This window comes from Streptomyces liliifuscus, assembly GCF_016598615.1.
In the GTDB taxonomy this organism is placed as follows: domain Bacteria; phylum Actinomycetota; class Actinomycetes; order Streptomycetales; family Streptomycetaceae; genus Streptomyces; species Streptomyces liliifuscus.
This window is the reverse complement of record NZ_CP066831.1, coordinates 2211155-2227975: the sequence shown is the minus strand read 5'-3', so window position 1 is coordinate 2227975 and position 16821 is coordinate 2211155. Positions and strand designations below refer to the sequence as shown.

Annotated in this window: 12 protein-coding genes; 8 read left to right on the top strand and 4 right to left on the bottom strand. The window is 70.3% G+C overall.

Annotated features, from left to right (window positions below; all coding sequences use genetic code 11):
* The first annotated feature begins 6 nt into the window (after positions 1-6).
* Entirely contained in the window at positions 7-2091 is a 2085-nt protein-coding gene (locus tag JEQ17_RS09505) for an ATP-binding protein (RefSeq protein WP_234048130.1), read from the top strand.
* 302 nt (positions 2092-2393) lie between these two features.
* Here the strand turns inward: JEQ17_RS09505 and JEQ17_RS09500 are convergent, their stop codons facing one another.
* Positions 2394-3620: a hypothetical protein gene (locus JEQ17_RS09500; RefSeq protein WP_200394818.1), complete on the bottom strand. Its 1227-nt coding sequence runs from the start codon at positions 3618-3620 to the stop codon at positions 2394-2396.
* A 134-nt stretch (positions 3621-3754) separates the two neighbouring features.
* Entirely contained in the window at positions 3755-4975 is a 1221-nt protein-coding gene (locus tag JEQ17_RS09495) for a serine hydrolase domain-containing protein (RefSeq protein WP_200394817.1), read from the bottom strand.
* Positions 4976-5487: 512 nt separating this feature from the next.
* On the opposite strand from JEQ17_RS09495, the gene tgmA reads away from it, so the two are divergent.
* Positions 5488-5679, top strand: a complete 192-nt coding sequence (gene tgmA / locus JEQ17_RS09490; RefSeq protein ID WP_033325990.1) for a putative ATP-grasp-modified RiPP — start codon at positions 5488-5490, stop codon at positions 5677-5679.
* Positions 5680-5695: 16 nt separating this feature from the next.
* Positions 5696-6685 (top strand): ATP-grasp ribosomal peptide maturase, encoded by a 990-nt coding sequence (gene tgmB / locus JEQ17_RS09485; RefSeq protein WP_200394816.1) that lies wholly within the window; start codon positions 5696-5698, stop codon positions 6683-6685.
* Between the two features lie 122 nt (positions 6686-6807).
* Here tgmB and JEQ17_RS09480 read toward each other — a convergent pair whose 3' ends face one another.
* Positions 6808-8670: a phosphatase PAP2 family protein gene (locus JEQ17_RS09480; protein WP_234048129.1), complete on the bottom strand. Its 1863-nt coding sequence runs from the start codon at positions 8668-8670 to the stop codon at positions 6808-6810.
* Positions 8671-8892: 222 nt separating this feature from the next.
* The gene (locus tag JEQ17_RS09475; protein WP_200394814.1) at positions 8893-9834 is read right to left on the bottom strand and encodes an N-acetylglucosamine kinase; all 942 of its coding nucleotides are present in this window, start codon (positions 9832-9834) and stop codon (positions 8893-8895) included.
* Between the two features lie 256 nt (positions 9835-10090).
* On the opposite strand from JEQ17_RS09475, the gene JEQ17_RS09470 reads away from it, so the two are divergent.
* From JEQ17_RS09470 to JEQ17_RS09450, 5 genes are all read left to right on the top strand, one after another.
* The gene (locus tag JEQ17_RS09470) at positions 10091-11212 is read left to right on the top strand and encodes an ROK family protein (RefSeq protein WP_200394813.1); all 1122 of its coding nucleotides are present in this window, start codon (positions 10091-10093) and stop codon (positions 11210-11212) included.
* 267 nt (positions 11213-11479) lie between these two features.
* Complete coding sequence (locus JEQ17_RS09465) at positions 11480-12811, top strand: ABC transporter substrate-binding protein (protein ID WP_200394812.1); 1332 nt, start codon at positions 11480-11482, stop codon at positions 12809-12811.
* 143 nt (positions 12812-12954) lie between these two features.
* The gene (locus JEQ17_RS09460) at positions 12955-13932 is read left to right on the top strand and encodes a carbohydrate ABC transporter permease (RefSeq protein ID WP_200394811.1); all 978 of its coding nucleotides are present in this window, start codon (positions 12955-12957) and stop codon (positions 13930-13932) included.
* 35 nt (positions 13933-13967) lie between these two features.
* Positions 13968-14855: a carbohydrate ABC transporter permease gene (locus JEQ17_RS09455; protein ID WP_200394810.1), complete on the top strand. Its 888-nt coding sequence runs from the start codon at positions 13968-13970 to the stop codon at positions 14853-14855.
* 5 nt (positions 14856-14860) lie between these two features.
* Positions 14861-16702, top strand: a complete 1842-nt coding sequence (locus tag JEQ17_RS09450; RefSeq protein WP_200394809.1) for a hypothetical protein — start codon at positions 14861-14863, stop codon at positions 16700-16702.
* The last annotated feature ends 119 nt before the right edge of the window (positions 16703-16821 follow it).

Below are 16821 nucleotides of genomic sequence, written 5' to 3'. Positions count from 1 at the left end.
GCGAGCGTGAACGGTCACATCAACAGGATCAGCGGCTCGGCACGACTGACCGGGGTCACCGTCCAGGCGGGTGAGGTGCAGGGTGGGATCCACATGTACCAGCCGATGCCGGACGTACCCGTGCCCCGCCAACTGCTGCCTGCACCACCGCACTTCACGGACCGCGAGGGTGATCTCGCGGCGCTGCGGGAGCTCTCCGCGCGCCGCACCGGCCCGCTCGTGGTGACGGGGGCCGCCGGAGTCGGCAAGACCTCGCTGGTCACCAGATGGCTCCGCGCGTCCGACGCCGACTTTCCCGACGGACAGTTCTACGCGGACCTGCGTGGCCACACACTCGAGGACGCGGCCTCGCCGAGCGAGGTACTCGGCAGGTTCCTGCGTGCCCTCTATCCGGGTCCCGTACCTGCCGACCTCGCCGAACAGGCCGCGCTGTGGCGCTCGCTCACCTCGGGGCTGCGGCTCGTCGTCATGCTCGACAACGTCTGTACCGCGGCGCAGGCGCGCCCTCTGCTGCCGGGTTCGGAGCACAGCCTCGTCGTGGTCACCAGTCGACGACGGATGACCGGCCTGCGCATCGACGGGGCGGTCTTCCACTCGCTCGACGTGCTGCCGCCGCACGCCGCGGAGGAACTGCTGATCCGGGGCATCGGCAGGGACCGGGTGGAGGGCGACCCGGCGGCCGCGCGCCGCGTGGTGTCCCTGTGCGCGGGCCTGCCCCTGGCCGTCTGCGTCGCGTCGGCCCGTCTGGCCGCGCGGCCCCGGCAGTCCCTGAGCGCCATGGCCGACGCGCTGGCGCGGCCCGGAGACCGACTGGCCGTACTCACGGTGGACGGAGAGACAGCGGTGCGGGGAGCACTTGACGAGTCCTACGACGGTCTGCCGGCCCCGGCGGCCCGGCTCTACCGGCGACTGGGGCACCTGCCCCTGCCCGAACTGGACGGCAGGATCGCCGCCTCGGCCGGCGGACACACGCTTCACGAGGCGGACGAACTGCTCAACGTCCTCGTGGAGGCCAATCTGCTCCAGGACCCGGGCCCGGACAGCTACCGGTTCCACGATCTGATCCGCCTCCATGCCCGGCAACGCGGCACCGCGGACGAGGCGGACGACACCGTGCGCCGGGTGGCCGACTGGTATCTCGCCACGGCTACGGAGGCCGAGAGGCTGATCACTCCCGCTCAGTTCACGCTGGACCGGGACCACGTCCATCAGCCGTATCTGCCGACGCCGTTCGTTGACGAGACCAGCGCGCTGAGCTGGCTGGACCGGCACCGGGTGAACCTCATGACCATGCTGCGCACGGCCGAGGACCGCCGCTGGCACAGCCTGGTCTGGCAACTGGCCGACGCCATGTGGCCGTTGTTCCTCAAGCTGCGCTACTACGACCTGTGGATCGAGGCACACGAGCGAGGGTTGGCTGCCGCCCGGCTCGCCGGCCATGCTGCGGCGGAACGCCAGATGCTCAACTCCGGTGCCATCGGACTGAGTGCCGCCCGTCGTATCGACGAGGCGATCGTCTGGTACGGCGCGTCACGCGAGGCCGCTCGTCTGGCCGACGACCGCCGGGACGAGGGCCAGGCACTGCTTGGCATCGGGGCGGCCCACTACGAGGCCGGGCGGCTCACGGAGTCGGTCCCGTACCTGGACCGGGCCATCACCACGTGGCATGAAACGGGGTACTCCCGCGGCACCGGCCTGGCCCGAATCGTGCTGGGCGAGATCGCCCTCGCCGCCGGCGATCCCCCGCTCGCCGTGCGGCACTTCGACCGCGCGCACGCCACGCTCGCGGCGGTACCGGATCCGCACGACACGGCGCGTGCGCTGGCCTTCTTGGGCCGCGCACGCGCCGCAGCGGGAGAGCATGAGTCCGGTACGGCTCAACTCCTCAGCGCGTTAGGGACGTTCGAGCACTCTGGATCGGTCCACTGGCAGGCCCGCACTCTCGAAATGCTCGGGCAGGTGGCACAGGACATCGACCGCACGGATGCCGCACGCGACTACTACCTGCGCTCCCTCGCCCTGTGCACGCTGATCAGCGTCGAGGACGTCGGCCGGCTCAGAGAACGACTCGACAGCCTGCCTGCGGGGTGAATACCGGAACCGGCCCGATGCGTACGGGGCGGATCGGACGGCGGCGGAAACCGGTCCGGGCGGATCCAGGGGCGAGTCGACCCTCCGCGCTGCCGCCACCCAGCCACCGTCGACGAGTGGAAGCAGGACCAGTGCACAGCCCGGATAAGAGATCAGCAGCTCCAACGCCTCCGCCGTCGCATCACTGACATCCCGCCGTGGACGATGGCCATGGAGGACGTCCGCGAGATCCTTGCGGCTTTCGACCCGGTCGACGTCGGCGGCCAGACAGGCCGCGCACCAGACATGACCCGGCCGAACCCTCACGCCGACACCCCCATCCCGGCGCCGGACCAGACCTGGCGCGGATCCGGCACCGGAAGGAGAGGCGCCACCGGATCGTGTGCGGGCTGCCCCAGACCGAGTAGCCGGTAGAGCAGTGCCCTCATGTTCCGGTTGAACCGCCCCGGTTCGGAGGTGATCCGCGCCGCGACGGCCTCGTATGCGGGCCTGCGGTACTCGGCGGCCGCGTATGCGAACTGCTCGGTCAGGGTGTGGAACGGCGAGAGTGCCGGGGCCAGCATTGCCAGTTCCGCGGCGGGTGAGGCGGGGTTGATCTCCTGGTCCGGGGTCGCCGCAAGCAGGATCGGGGCTCGGGTCAGCGTCCCGTACAGGGTCACCGAGCCGTGGTCGCCGATGATTAGGTCCGCGGAGCACAGCACCGGCCGCCAGTCCATGTCCGGCGGTACGACCCCGAGGCCCCGTTCCGCCCACGAAGCGAGCCACGCCCGGACCTGCCGGGAACCGTGCCCCGACCACACGTTGGGATGGACGAGGACGGCGAGTCTCTGCGCGGTACCGCGTGCCTCGTCCAGCAGACGGGGCAACAGCATCTCGAACCTGGTGAACGCCGAACCAGGTCCCCAGGTCGAGGTCACGGCGATGAGTGTCCGTCCCTCGTCGAGCCCGAGCGCCCGGCGGTAGACATCCCGCACGGGAAGGCAGGCCGCGATGCGGTCGTGTACGGGATCACCCACCACGCGAGCTGCCCCGAGCGCTTCCGGGCAGGTCCGCGCCAGCTCACCGCGGTCGTCCTCGTGCGCGAGGACCACCGCGGCGGGCACTCTCCCGCCGAGCAGTACGTCCTCCCGCCTGAGTCCCAGCACCTGGCAGTTCGCGGCCCCGGCGAGACGCTTCAGGAAGTTCGCCCCGTGCGGCAGGAGTACCACCTGGGCGCGTACCTCCTCCATGGCTCGCGGCCCCGCCGCGAGGGCCAGATCGAAGTCCGTGCGCACGGCCTCCTCCCAGGGCAGCACAGCGCTGCCCGACTGCCGCAGGAACCTAGCGGCCCCGTCGCCGAGTTCGTGCGGCGGGACCGTGAAGACCACCTGGACCCGCAGGTCCGACTCCAGCAACGAGACCACGTCGAGGAGCCTCTTTCCATAGGTCACGGTGTGCGCGACCACCAGGACGGTCTTGCGTCCGGTCAGCGTCAGCCACTGACGGACAGGGGGCCTCCCGGACCCCGTGGACGTACTGAATGCCGACATGACATCCCCCGTGTCGTACAGCCGATTTCGTCGGGTGACGTCCTTCCCGTGCGGCTGGACGGTGTCCTTGCCGGGGGCTTGCAGATTCCTTGCCTTGAGGTCCGGGAGTGGTGGCTGCCCGGTGAGCGACCGGCTCAGCTCCCGAGCGCCTCGCTCACGAACCCCTTCAGTTCGTGGAAGGAGAGCATCCCCGCGGGCCGCACCTGCGTCATGAGTTGGACGGTCAGATCGTTGCGCGGGTCGACCCAGAAGGTCGTGCCGCCCGCTCCGCTCCAGCCGTAGGAGCCCTCGCTCTCCGGGGACTCCGTGCGGTCCGCGTCCACCACGACGGAGAAGCCGAGACCGAAGCCGAGACCGGCGTTGCCCGGCTGGCCGTGGATGGGTTTGCTGCCGAAGGAGTGGAGGTCGGTGGGGAGGTGGTTGGCCGTCATGGTGTCGACGGTCTCAGGCGACAGTAGCCGGACGCCGTCGAGTTCGCCGCGCCGGCGGAGGAACTCCATGAAGCGGTGGTAGTCGCGGGCCGTCCCCACGAGCCCGCTGACGCAGGAGAGCAGCCGCGGGCGTTCGTGCACCGGCGGGCCCGGGATCGGCGCGATCCCGCCGTCCTCGTTCTCCTGATAGAGGACGGCCAGCCGGTCCGCCCGCTCGCCGGAGACCCAGAAGCCGGTGTCCGTCATCACGAGCGGTGCGAAGACCCGTTCGGAGAGGAACGCGTCGAGGGGCCGGCCCGTCACCACCTCGATGAGCCGCCCGACCACATCGGTCGCGAGCGAGTAGTTCCACTCGGTCCCCGGCTCGAACTGGAGCGGCAGACCCGCGTACACCTCGCAGGCCTCCGCGAGGTCCGCGTCCTTCGGTGCCGTCGTCTCGATTCCGGCCGCCAGGTAGAGGGAGTCCACGGGGTGCGTGCGGTACGCGCCGATGGTCATGCCCGCGGTATGGGTCAGGAGGTGCCGGACCAGGACGGGGCCCTCGGCCGGGCGGGTCCTGAGGTCGTCGCCCGCGCCGCGCTCGTAGACCTGCGGGTCCGCGAAGGCCGGCAGATGGCGGGAGACCGGGTCGTCGAGGTCGAGCAGGCCCTCCTCGTGGAGCATCAGCGCGGCGACGGACGCCACCGGCTTGGTCATCGAGTAGAGCCGCCACACGGTGTCCGCGGTGACCGGAATGCCGGCCTCCCGGTCGCGCAGGCCGTAGGACGTGAGATGCGCGACACGGCCGTGACGAGCCACTGAAACGAGGTACCCGGGCAGTAGGCCGTCGTCCACGCGACGGGCGAAGAACCGGTCGAGACGGTCCAGCGCCACCGGATCGAGACCGACCTCGACCGGATCCACTTCTTGCTGCAACTGATCCATGGTCTGCCTCCGGTTGACAGTCGGAAAGGGGCGGAAACGGGTTGGAAGGCGGCTTCGGCAAGAGGTCTGCAATGGGGCGGGGAGATCGGAAAGCGCTACGAGAGTAGCCGTGAGGGGGGTGTCCTCCGAATGGATTTCATGGCCACGGCCGGACATGTACGACGACCTGTGATCCGGCGCGCCCAGGCGCCGCCGGGCCCCGGGGCACCTCACGGGCGCGCGAGGCGTTCGAAGGGTGAAGGTGTGCGCCAGTGCGCTGAACTGCGGCTCGACCCCGGATCCGTAACCCCCGGGCGTGCGTCATAAGAGGCGAATGGCTGCCCCATGCACGCAGGATCGGCCCGGTCGGATCACGTCACGGACCGTACTGGTCCGATGACTACGCTGCGTGAGGCAACCATTCGCCTGTTCGATTCGTATATCTCCGTGGAAGCCCTGCAAACCTGTCAGGCGACGTGACGCCGGAGCGTCACGATCCGCTTCACCGGGTTCGCACCGAGCAAGGAGAACCGATGCGACCGTTCGCGCTCAACTACGCCCGTCCGGCCCAGCAGTTGGAGGTCAGCGTTCCGTATGCCTATGACTCCAGACTGCAGTTGAACGTGCTCCCGGACGGGCGGCTCGCCGCTCATGACTACGCCGTGTTGCGTGAGTTGGGGGCCACCACCTCCACGGCAGGCTCGAAGACCCACTTCGACGACTGAAGCCGGACCCGTAACGATGACGGTTCTGATCCTGACGTGCGAACAGGATGTGACCGCGGACATGGTGGTGGCCGAACTCGACGGGACCGGGGTACCGGTCGTCCGCCTCGACCCGGCGGACCTGCCGGGCCCCGTGGCCCTGTCGGGGGAGTACGTGCACGGCGCCTTCCGCGGACACCTGTCCGTCGGCGGTCGGCTGGTGAGCATGAACGGGTTGCGGTCCGTCTGGGTCCGCAGGCCCGGCGTGCCCGCGAGCCGGGTCGCCGAGCCCACCGACTGGCTGACCGAGGAGTCCGCCCAGGCGCTCTACGGCATGCTGCGTTCCACCGACGCGCGCTGGATGAACCACCCCGACGCGGCCCGGCGGGCCCGGCACAAGCCCTGGCAGCTCCACCTCGCCCAGCGCAGCCGCCTGCCCGTACCCGCCACGCTGATCACCACGTTCCCGCAGGCGGCCCGTGACTTCGCGGACCGCTTCCCGGACCTGGTGGTCAAGCCCGTCTCGGGCGCGCACCCGCAGGAGCCGCCCCGGGCGGTCCCGACCAGCAGGGTCGCGCCCGACGCGGACTTCGCGGCCGTCGCCTACGGCCCGACCCTGCTCCAACGGCGGGTGGCCAAGCGGGCCGACATCAGGCTGACCTGTGTCGGCGACCGGATCCACGCCGCCCGCAAGGCGGTCGACCCGGACGCCGACCCCGACGAGGTGGACGTACGGTTCGCCACCTCCGACGCTCCCTGGCGCCCCGCCGACGTGCCCTCGTGCATAGCCGCCGGCGTGGTCACCTATCTCCGGGAGGCCCAACTGGCCTACGGCGCCTTCGACTTCGCCGAGGACGCCGAGGGCATGTGGTGGTTCCTGGAGTGCAACCAGTCCGGCCAGTTCGGATTCGTACAAATCGAATCGGGCCAGCCCATCGCCCGCACGGTCGCCGACTGGCTGTCCGCTCCCACCCCACCCGCCACTCCGACAAACGGCGGCAGAGCATGGCTCCTGGAGGGCCACTGACACACCGGGGCCGGGGGCGCGCCCCTTCAGGGGCGCGGGGAACTGCGCGACCGGCCCCCACCCGGCCCGCAGATTCATCACTGCCGGCGGAGCGCTCTCGCAGAGCGCTCCGCCGGAAGCGATCAGGGAACCCGCACGGACAACCCACGCCCCGTGAACACCTGCTCGGCCCGGACCCCGTCCACAGTCACGCTCCCGAACCGCCCCTGCAACACCCGACTCTCGATCACAGGAAGAACGGCCCCCCTCCGCGGCCGATAGGAGCCGTCCAGCCGAACGGCAAGCCGACTGCCCCGGTCGAGCAGCACACGACCACTCACCTTCAGCGCCGCTCCCCGGTCCCCGTCGAGCGTCACGTCGAGAACCGTGCCGGACGCCTGGGCGTACACCCCCCGTACGCGAAGCGGCGAAGTCGCCCGCAGCGTCCCGCCCTTCACCCGCACGTCACCACACCCGAGCGCGTCCGCCGAACCGGTCGCGAGGACACCCTCCTCCACCGTGCTGCCGCCGGAGTACTCGTTGTCGCCGGTGAGCGTCAGCGTGCCGCTGCCGCGCTTGACGAGCGCGCCCGGGCCGCCGATGTCGTTGCGCCAGGTGTCGGCGGCACCGAAACCACCGGCCGCGCGGTCCAGCGTGACGCGCACATCCGTGTCGAAGGCCCCGTACCCGTCGGCGGCGGCGAAGAGGTTGAGCCGCCCCCACTTCTCGAAGCCGTCCAGCAGGACGTAACCGGCGGGCAGCGCGGTCGTCCGCAGCACCTCGCGCCGCTGGGCGGCCGTGAGATACGGAAGACGCGTCTCCAGCAGGACCTCCGCGCCCTTGGGCACGGTCATGCGGTCGTGCGAGTGCCGCTTGGGCAGGACGTACGTCAACCGGGGCTCCACCGCTGCCCAGTTGGCCGACCGGTCCGCGTACGGGTCGGTGTCCCGGCCCGCCGAGTGCGCGTACGCGTACAGCGTGTCCGCGGTCGTGCCCGTCTTCGCCCGGAAGTACGCGGAGGCCTGGGCGCGGGCCGCCGCCTTGAGGCCGGCGTTCTTCGGGTCGGCGAGCGCCGCCGCCGCGAGGGCCGTGGCGAGTACCCGGCCGCCGACCACGTCCACGGTGTTGTGCATGCCCGCCACGATGCGGGTGTGGGCGAGCTCGGAGGCGCGGGCCACCAGCTCCTGGAACCGCTCGGGGACCGCGTACCCCATGGCCAGCGCCGCCAGATAGAAGGCGTTCGTGTGGCCGCTGGAGAAGCCACCGTCGTCGGCCGGGTCGGAGCCGCGCTGCCTCAGCAGCTGCGGGACGACCACGACGTCGGATTCGTAGACGGGGTAGCCCAGTTCGTCGGTCCTCCCCGTGTCGACGACCTCGCTGTCCTCGTTCATGCGCCACGGACGCGGGTACTGGTAGGCGACCTTGGACGGGTTGCTCGACGCGAACGGGCCGCGGACGGTGTCGACCAGTTCGGCGACCTTGCCCAGGTCCGAGGTGTAGGAACCGGCACCCAGCGCGGAGCCCGCGGGCGCGTCGGCCGGGAGCGTGTCGTTGATCTTGCCCGCCGGGATGCCGTCCGGCGCCGAGGTGATGCCGGTGACGGCCTTCGCCCCGCTCCTGTAGAGGCCGGCGAGCGGGCCCAGGCCGGCGATCACCGCGTAACTCTGGTGCTGGCGGTCCTGGATGAACGCCGTGCGGGCCTCGGCGTCCGTGCGGCGCCGGGTGACGCGCGCGCAGTACCGCATGTTGGCGCGCAGGACCTCGGGCATCAGCGGTGTGCCGGTGTTCCAGGCCGCGCCCGTCTTCCAGATGCGCGCGAAGCCGTCGAGGATGTGCACGGCCGCGTTGGTCTCGGACGTGAGGTTGCCGATGACGTTCGTGGTGTACGAGTCCACGAAGGCGGCGGACGCGTTCGTGGCGGCCGAGGCCGTGGCGGCGGGCCAGGCCACCACGGCGGGGCCCGCGACGAGTCCGGCCGAGACGCCCACGGAGGTCCGCAGGAACATGCGCCTGTCGATACCGGATCTGCCACGAGGGGGACGGGGGTGCGCACCGGGCATGGAGGTGCCTCTCCTTCTGGAGTCACAACGGGAGGAATGAACTCGAAAGCGAAGAACTCGAACTGATCACGTGAGCTGAACCCGGACCGCTGAACGGGAGTTGAACGCGTGGACGCACCCGGGAGCGGTCAACTCAACGGTCTGGGAAACAGATCGGCCCGGGCCGGCTCACCGGAGCGACCTGGCCAGTGCCACCGCGCCCTCCACCGGCGGTACGCGCAACGGCCGGGGCCGCGCCGACGGCAGTGCCTCGGCGAGTGCCTCGGTGAACGCCTCGTACAGCGCGGGCTGGACGAGCACCGTGCTGCCCGCCACCACCACGTCGTCCACGGGAACCCCGCGCCCGGCGAGCCGTACGACGAGCGACGCCAGCGCGCGGCCGCCCTCGGCGATCACCCGACGGGCCAGCGGCGAGCCGTCCTCGGCCGCCGCGAACACACTGGGCGCGTGCCGCCCCCACTCGGCGGACGGCTGGGTCGCGCTCTCCAACGCCGCGCCCAGGGCGGGGACTTCGGGAACGTCGAAGGCGGCGGTCAGCCGGTCCGCGAGGGCGTCCGGCGGATCGCCGCGGTCGTGCGCCGCCCAGAGGGCCCGCGCGGCCTCGCGTACGAGACCGGCCGAGCCGCCCTCGTCGCCGAGCACCGCGCCCCAGCCGCCGACCTGGACGGTGTCGCCGCCGGGCAGTCGTCCCACCGCGACCGAACCGGTGCCGGCGACGAGGCCGACCCCCTTGTCCAGACCGGCTGCGGGCACGAGGAGTTCGGCGTCGCCCACGACGAGGCAGGGGACACCGAGAAGAGTGTGGAGTGCGGAGCGGATCTCCTCGCACTGGCGAGGTGTCTCGCAGGCGTGCCCGCCGACGGCCACCGCGGTCGGGCGCGCGCCCTGGGGCAGCGCTTCGTCGATCAGCGCGGCCAGCCACGCGGCGGCGGACACGGGATCGTGGGGCCGCCATCCCCTGCTCATACGCACGTGATCGGCGACGCTCATACGCAGGTGATCGGCGACCGCACTCTGCCCGGGGCCGGGGTTTCCCCCGGCCTCCGCACGGAGATGCGTCTTCGTGCCGCCCACGTCGATACCGACGGCGATGGGCGTGGAGTCCTGCACGGAGCCTCTTTCGTCGTTGCGCGATACCGCGCATGCGGAGCGAACGGCGGGCGAACCGTGTCTTGGCACGAGCGATCGTGTCTTCGGACGAGTTCTCGGGAAGCCCCGGGACGGGCTTCTGATGAGCGCGGCAGGCGTGTACCGCTTGAGTTCGTTAGGAAGTTAACTAACGAAGTAGGGTGCGTCAAGGGGTACGGAATCCCGGTGCCGTACAACCATTGCGACCGGACCGCCGCGGCATGACCTGAGGGAGCCCATGAACCTGAGTGAGAGTGCCCGCGCGGTGTTCGCCGTGCTGGCCGAGGCGGGCACCGCCACCCGCCCCCAGCTGGCGGCGGGCGCGCGCCTGTCCAAGCCGACCGTCTCCTCGGCCGTGGCCGAGCTGGAGACCGCCGAACTCGCCACCCACTCCGGCACCGTCTCCGGCGGCACCGGCCGTTCCGCCGCGGTCTACGGGCTCGGGCCGGCCGCCGGCACCGTGCTGGCCGTCGACCTCGGCCCCGCCCAGACCCGGGTGCGGGGCTGTGCCCTGGACGGAACGCTGCTGGCCGAGGGCACCGGCACCCGGCCGGAGGCCCCCGACACCGTACGCAAGGTCCTCGACACACTGCCCGCCGGAGTGCCGCTGCGCGCCATCGTCGTCGCCGTCGGCGATGTCACCGCACAGGACCGCGAGGGCGCCGGCATGCGCCCCGCGACCGAGAAGGCGGGCCCGATCTTCGACGCCGTGGCCGTCGCGCTGCCGCCGGGTGTTCCCGTGCACCTGGAGAACAACGTCAACTGCGCCGCGCTCGCCGAACTGCACGAGGGCGCCGCCCGGGGCCGCGACACCTTCGGCTATCTGCGGATCGGCGTGGGCATCGGCCTCGGCGTCGTCATCGGCGGCCAGGTGCTGCGCGGCGCGAACGGCGCCGCGGGTGAGGTGGCCCGGCTGCCCTACCCCTGGGACGACGGCCGTGAACCGCGCCACGAGGCACTGGAGGAGCGCATAGGTTCGCCGTCCCTCCTGCGCCGGGCCGCGGAGGCCTGGCAGGGCGCCGACGGCCCGTGTCCCCGTACCGCCGAACGGCTCTTCGCGCTCGCCGAGGAGGGCCATGCGACGGCCCGGACCGTGGTCGGTCTGCACGCGGCCGAGGTGGGCCGGCTCGCCGCCGCCGTGGCCGCCGTGCTGGACCCGGGGCTGATCGTGCTGGGCGGCGGCACCGGCGCGTTTCCGCAGCTCCTGCCCGGTGTACGGGCCGAACTGGGCCGGCTGAGCTGGCCCACGGAGGTGGTCAGCAGCACGGTCGGCGACAGCGGCACGGTGGTGGGCGCGAGCCGTCTCGCCGTGGCCCGTGGACGTCAAACCGTGACCGGTGGTACGGGGGCGAAGCATTGACGGCTTACGTGTGGGTCTGCCAATGTCCGGACAAGCGCTTTCCATAGCCGGTGGGACCCGGCTCTGGATGAGGCGTCCCGCTGTACGTGACGTACGGCAGCCGTGCGAGGGCGCGCTCGTACGACTGCGGCTCTCAGTGGCCGGGGACCCCCATCCGTCAGTGCGCAGCGGCCGGGCGAGGCCGAGCGCAGGAACGCGTACTCCAGTGAAAAGACCCGAGCCGCTCGTTCGGCCAGGGGATCCGTCACGCACATCCAGGAGGACCCGGTGGGTCACCAGATCTCGCGCAGAACTCTGCTCCGGACCACGAGCGGTATCGCCGTCGCAGGCGCGCTCGGCAGCGCGCTCAGCGCCTGCAGCGGAGGAACCGGAGCCGGCAGCACCAGCAGCGACCTGACCATGATTTGGTGGGGCAGCGACGACCGGCACGCGGCCTACAAGAAGGCACTGGCCGCCTTCCAGAAGAAGAACTCGAAGATCAAGATCCGGGAGACCTACTCCGGCTACGACGGGTACTTCGACAAGTTCAACACCAACATCGCCGGCGGCAGCGCCCCGGACCTGTTGCAGATGGACACCGCCCTGGTCGCGCAGTACGCCCGCAAGGGAGTCCTCGCTCCGATCGACTCCTACGTCGGCAAGAGCCTGGACCTCACCGGCTTCTCCAAGACGCTCCTCGCCGCGGGCACCGTCGACGGCAAGCTGTACGGCGTCCCGTCCGGCATCGGCGTCAACCAGCTCACGGTCAACCGCACCGGCCTGGAGAAGCTCGGCCTGAAGCTGCCCGACCGCGAGTGGACCTGGGCCGACCTGAAGAAGATCTCCCAGGACGTCTACAAGAAGAGCGGCGGCAAGATCTACGGCGTCGACGACGGCGGCGGCTCCACCCTCCAGTGCTTCGAGGTCTTCGCCCGTGAGAAGGGCGAGACGTTCTTCTCCGACGACGGCAAGAAGCTCGGCTTCACCCCCGCCACGCTCCAGGAGTGGTGGGAGTTCTGGGCCGACATGCGCAAGGCCAACGCCTCCCCGCCGCCGGCCATCACCTCGGCCGCGCACAACGACCTCACCAAGAACGCGGTCGTCATCGGCAAGGCCCTGTTCAGCTTCGACTCCGGCATCTACGGCGCGGGCGGCTCCATCACCGACGCGCAGCTGGACTTCCTGCCCACCCCGCAGGGCGACTGGTCCGGCGCCCGCGAAGGCAACTTCGTCAACGGCGGTGTCCTGCTGAGCGCCACCAAGGCCAGCAAGAAGGTCGCCGACTCCGTCAAGATCATGTCGTTCTTCGCGCAGGACGAGACGGCGATCAAGGACATGCAGCTGCTGCGCGGCATCCCGCCGACGGAGAAGGCCCGCAACCTGATCGCCTCGGGTCTGACCCCGACGGACAAGCTGAACATGGAGAACGCCGACTACATCTCCCAGCGTGTCGGGAAGGCGACCAACGCCCTGCCCGCGCCGGTGCCGCCGCCGCAGGGAGCCGACCAGATCTGGGACCTGCTGTTCCAGTCGAACCTGGCCGTGGCCTTCGGCAAGAAGTCGATCAAGGGGCAGCTCGGCGAGTTCTTCGATCAGGCGTCGGGGATTCTGGGCGGGTAGCTCCGCGATGGCCGGCGTGTCGTCGGGATCTGCGGGCCGGCTGTGGCTGGTCGCGCAGTTCCCCGCGCCCCTTACGGGGCGCTGCAGGTCCGCCGAGTAGTGCCGCACGACTGCAAGACCGGGAGAGGGCCAGGGAGATGAGTATGACCACCGCGAAGACAGACGAGGTCGTGAAGGAGCAGCCCGCTCCCGCGACCCCGTCCGACCAGCGGGAGCGCGACCGTATGCGCCGCCGCCTCGCCAGACGGCGGGGCGGGGGCTGGTGGCCGTACGCCTTCCTGGCCCCCTGGTTCATCGGCCTGTTCGGCCTGACGATCTACCCGATGCTGGACTCGCTGTATCTGTCCTTCACCGACTTCGACCTGCTGACTCCGGCGCAGTGGGTCGGCATGGACAACTACAACAAGATGTTCACCGACGACCCGGTCTTCTGGGACTCGGTGCACGCCACGCTGCTGTACGTCGTCGTCTCGGTGCCGCTGAAGCTGGCGCTCGCGCTCGGCGTGGCCATGCTGCTCAACCGCGACCTGAAGGGCATCGGCCTGTACCGGGCCGCCTTCTATCTGCCGTCGCTGCTCGGCGGGGCGGTCGCGATCGCCATCGTGTGGCGGCAGGTCTTCGGCGGCGACGGTCTGTTCAACGACTTCCTCGCCTGGTTCGGCATCAAGGGCCAGGACTGGATCTCCAGCCCGGACACCGCGCTCTACACGCTGATCCTGCTGGCCGTCTGGCAGTTCGGCACCCCGATGGTCATCTTCCTCGCCGGTCTGAAGCAACTGCCGAAGGACGTGTACGAGGCCGCCGCGATCGACGGCGCCACACCCATCACCAGGTTCTTCAAGATCACCCTGCCGCTGCTGACGCCGATCGTCTTCTTCAACGTGGTCCTGCAGATCATCGACGCGTTCAAGACCTTCACCCCCGCCTTCGTCATCAGCAACGGCTCCGGCGGACCGCTCAACTCGACCATGCTGTACTCCCTCTACCTGTACAAGAAGGGCTTCACCGACCTCCAGATGGGATACGCCTCGGCACTCGCCTGGGTGTTGTTCCTGGTCATCGCAGGCTTCACGGCGGTCAACTTCATCGCCAGCCGCTACTGGGTCCATTACGACGACTGACGCTGCCTGACGTCTGAGCGAGGAGTCCTTCAGCCATGTCCGCCATCACCTCGGCCCACGACCCGAAGTCGCCGTTGCAGAAACTGCGTTCGGCCACCGGTTCGCGCCGCATCTTCATCCACACCGTGCTCATCGGCGTGGCGATCGTCATGCTCTACCCGCTGCTGTGGATGCTGAGCAGCTCGTTCAAGCCCGACACCCACATCTTCACCCAGCCGGGACTCATCCCGAGCTCGGTGCGCCCGGAGAACTACTCCGAGGGCTGGAGCGGCTCCGGCAACTCCTTCTCCCTCTACATCACCAACTCGCTGATCGTCACGATCGGCGCGGTGATCGGAAACGTCATCTCCTGCTCGCTGGCCGCCTACGCCTTCGCGCGCTTCGAGTTCCGCGGCAAGAAGATCTGGTTCGGCCTGATGCTCGGCACGCTGATGCTGCCCACCCAGGCCGTGCTGATCCCGCAGTACACGATCTTCTACAACCTGACCTGGATCAACACCTATCTGCCGCTGATCGTGCCGAAGTTCCTCGCGGTGGACGCCTTCTTCATCTTCCTGATGGTCCAGTTCATCCGCTCCATCCCGCGCGAGCTGGACCACGCGGCGATGATGGACGGCGCCAACCCCTTCGAGATCTACTGGAAGATCATCCTGCCGCTGATGAAGCCGGCCCTGATCACCACCACGATCTTCACCTTCATCTGGACGTACGACGACTTCCTCCACCAGCTCGTCTACCTCCAGCAGAACGACAAGTTCACCGTCCCGCTCGGTCTGACCCTGTTCATGGACCAGACGAGCGGCTCCTCCTACGGTGCGATGTTCGCCATGTCGACCCTTGCCCTCCTGCCCACGCTCATCTGCTTCCTCATCTTCCAGAAGAGGCTGGTAGAAGGCTTGGCGACCTCGGGCATGAAGGGCTGAATCCCGTGCATCTTCCCCACCAGCGCGGCCAGTTGCACCACCTCCCCGACGACCCGGCCGCGTACGACGCCGTGCTGGCCGCGGTCGCCGAGGCGGCCCTGGCCCGTCTCACCCCCGAGGGCAACCTCGAGAACCCGGCCGCCGGCGACGACATCGGCGACACCTCGCTCGGCATCACGTCCCTGCTCGCGCTCGCCTGGCACCGCACCAAGGACCCGCGGCTGCCCGAGGCGGTCCGCCGCAGCCTCGCCTTCCATCTGGGCTCGCGCGTCTACACCGAGGACAACCCCGGCTACCCGAACCTGACGGCACGCGACTCCGGTCTCCCGTACGCCCGTTACGTACTGGAGGCGGGCGCGCACCCCATCGGCGACTGGCCGAGCACGGTGTGGGCGCTGCTCCAGGCCGTCAACGTCCTCGACGCGGCGGACGGCCTCGTCGAGGACGAGCAGTACCGCGAACTCCTGGGCGTGGCGGGCGGATACTGGCGCTGGCTCACCGAGGCCACGTTCTTCAACCCGCAGGACGCGGCGAACCAGGCCATCGGCTGCGTGGTCGGCGGCCTGATGCTCGCCCGCCATCTCCCGCCCGAGGAGGGCGAGTCGGTCCGGCAGCGGGCGCTGCGGCTGTACGCGGACGAGATCCGCGCCCGGCGAGTACGGGACCGGGGCGCGCCCCTGCCTCCGGAGCACGGCGGCGCCTACGACAACAACTACGGGCCGATCTCCCTGTCCTTCCTCGCGCAGGCCCACCGGGTCAGCGGCGAGGAGGTCTTCGCTGAGGACGGCGACACGCTCGCCCGGTACATCGACGCGCGGGTCTGCGCGAGCGGCTTCGACATCGGCGGGCCGCGCTACAGCGAGCAGCACTCCGCCTTCGAATCCGTCCTCGGGCTGCGGTACTTCGGCCATCGCATCGGCGCCGACATCGGCCGCTACGCCGGTGACACGCGCTGGGCCCGGCACGCGGTCGGGGCCGACGGAGGCGTGGACGGGCACTTCGCGTACATGCTCGTCTGGCAGATCCAGGACACCACGAGCTGGCACCGCACCCCGAGCACGGCGCCCGCCCGCCATCAACTGCGGTCCGGTACGGTCACGGTGTCGTTCGACGACCGGATGACTCCGTCGGTGATCGAGGTGGGCGGCACGGCGCTGGTGGCCGCCGCCGTCAATCGGCAGCACGGATTCGGGCCCGTGACGGACGACTTCCTGCTGTGCCGTCCGATGGGTGCGGTGCGGGTCGCGGACGTGCGCGTCGAAGGGCTCGCGGCCAAGCTCGTGAGCAAGCCCGTCGTCGGACGTGACCATGTCCTGCGGCATCTTCAGTCGCTGTACGTCACGGACGGCACGCGGCTGTGGACCACCGTGGTCGTCGAACAGCTGGACGGGGAGCGGTACTTGCTCGCCGGGATGCCGTATGTCGCCGCGGACGGCGACCGGTTCCTTCGGGTGGGGGACTTCCCGCTCGTCGCGGCCGCCGGTGAGCTGCGTCTGACGCACCCTCCGGCGGGCAGTCCGGACTCCTTCGACGCCCGTGCCGAAGTCACCCAGCAGCAGGCCGCGTTCGCGTTGGCCGCCGATCCGCGTGGGTACGGGGACCCTGACGCCGGGTGGCGGCACGTGCGGACCACGACCGCCCTGGAGGCGGGGCCGGCGCCGGGGGCTCCGGAGGGGCTCGATGTCTTCGCGGTGCGTTATGGGGAACCGGCCGGGGAGCCGCTGGCCGTGGTCTGCGAGCGGACGGAAGAGGGGCTGGTTCTGCGCACGGCCTCCTTCACCGCGGTGCTCGGCGAACCGGATGAGCGCGGCGAGCCGCGGCTTACTTTGTCTGCCGCGGGGACCTGACCTTCTCGGCGGGCCTTCCGGGGGGATTTTCGCCCCCGCCGCCCCTACCCATTCCCGTCACTAACTCAGGGGCTCCGCCCCCGAACCCCCAAAAGACTGCGCAGTTCCCCGCGCCCCTT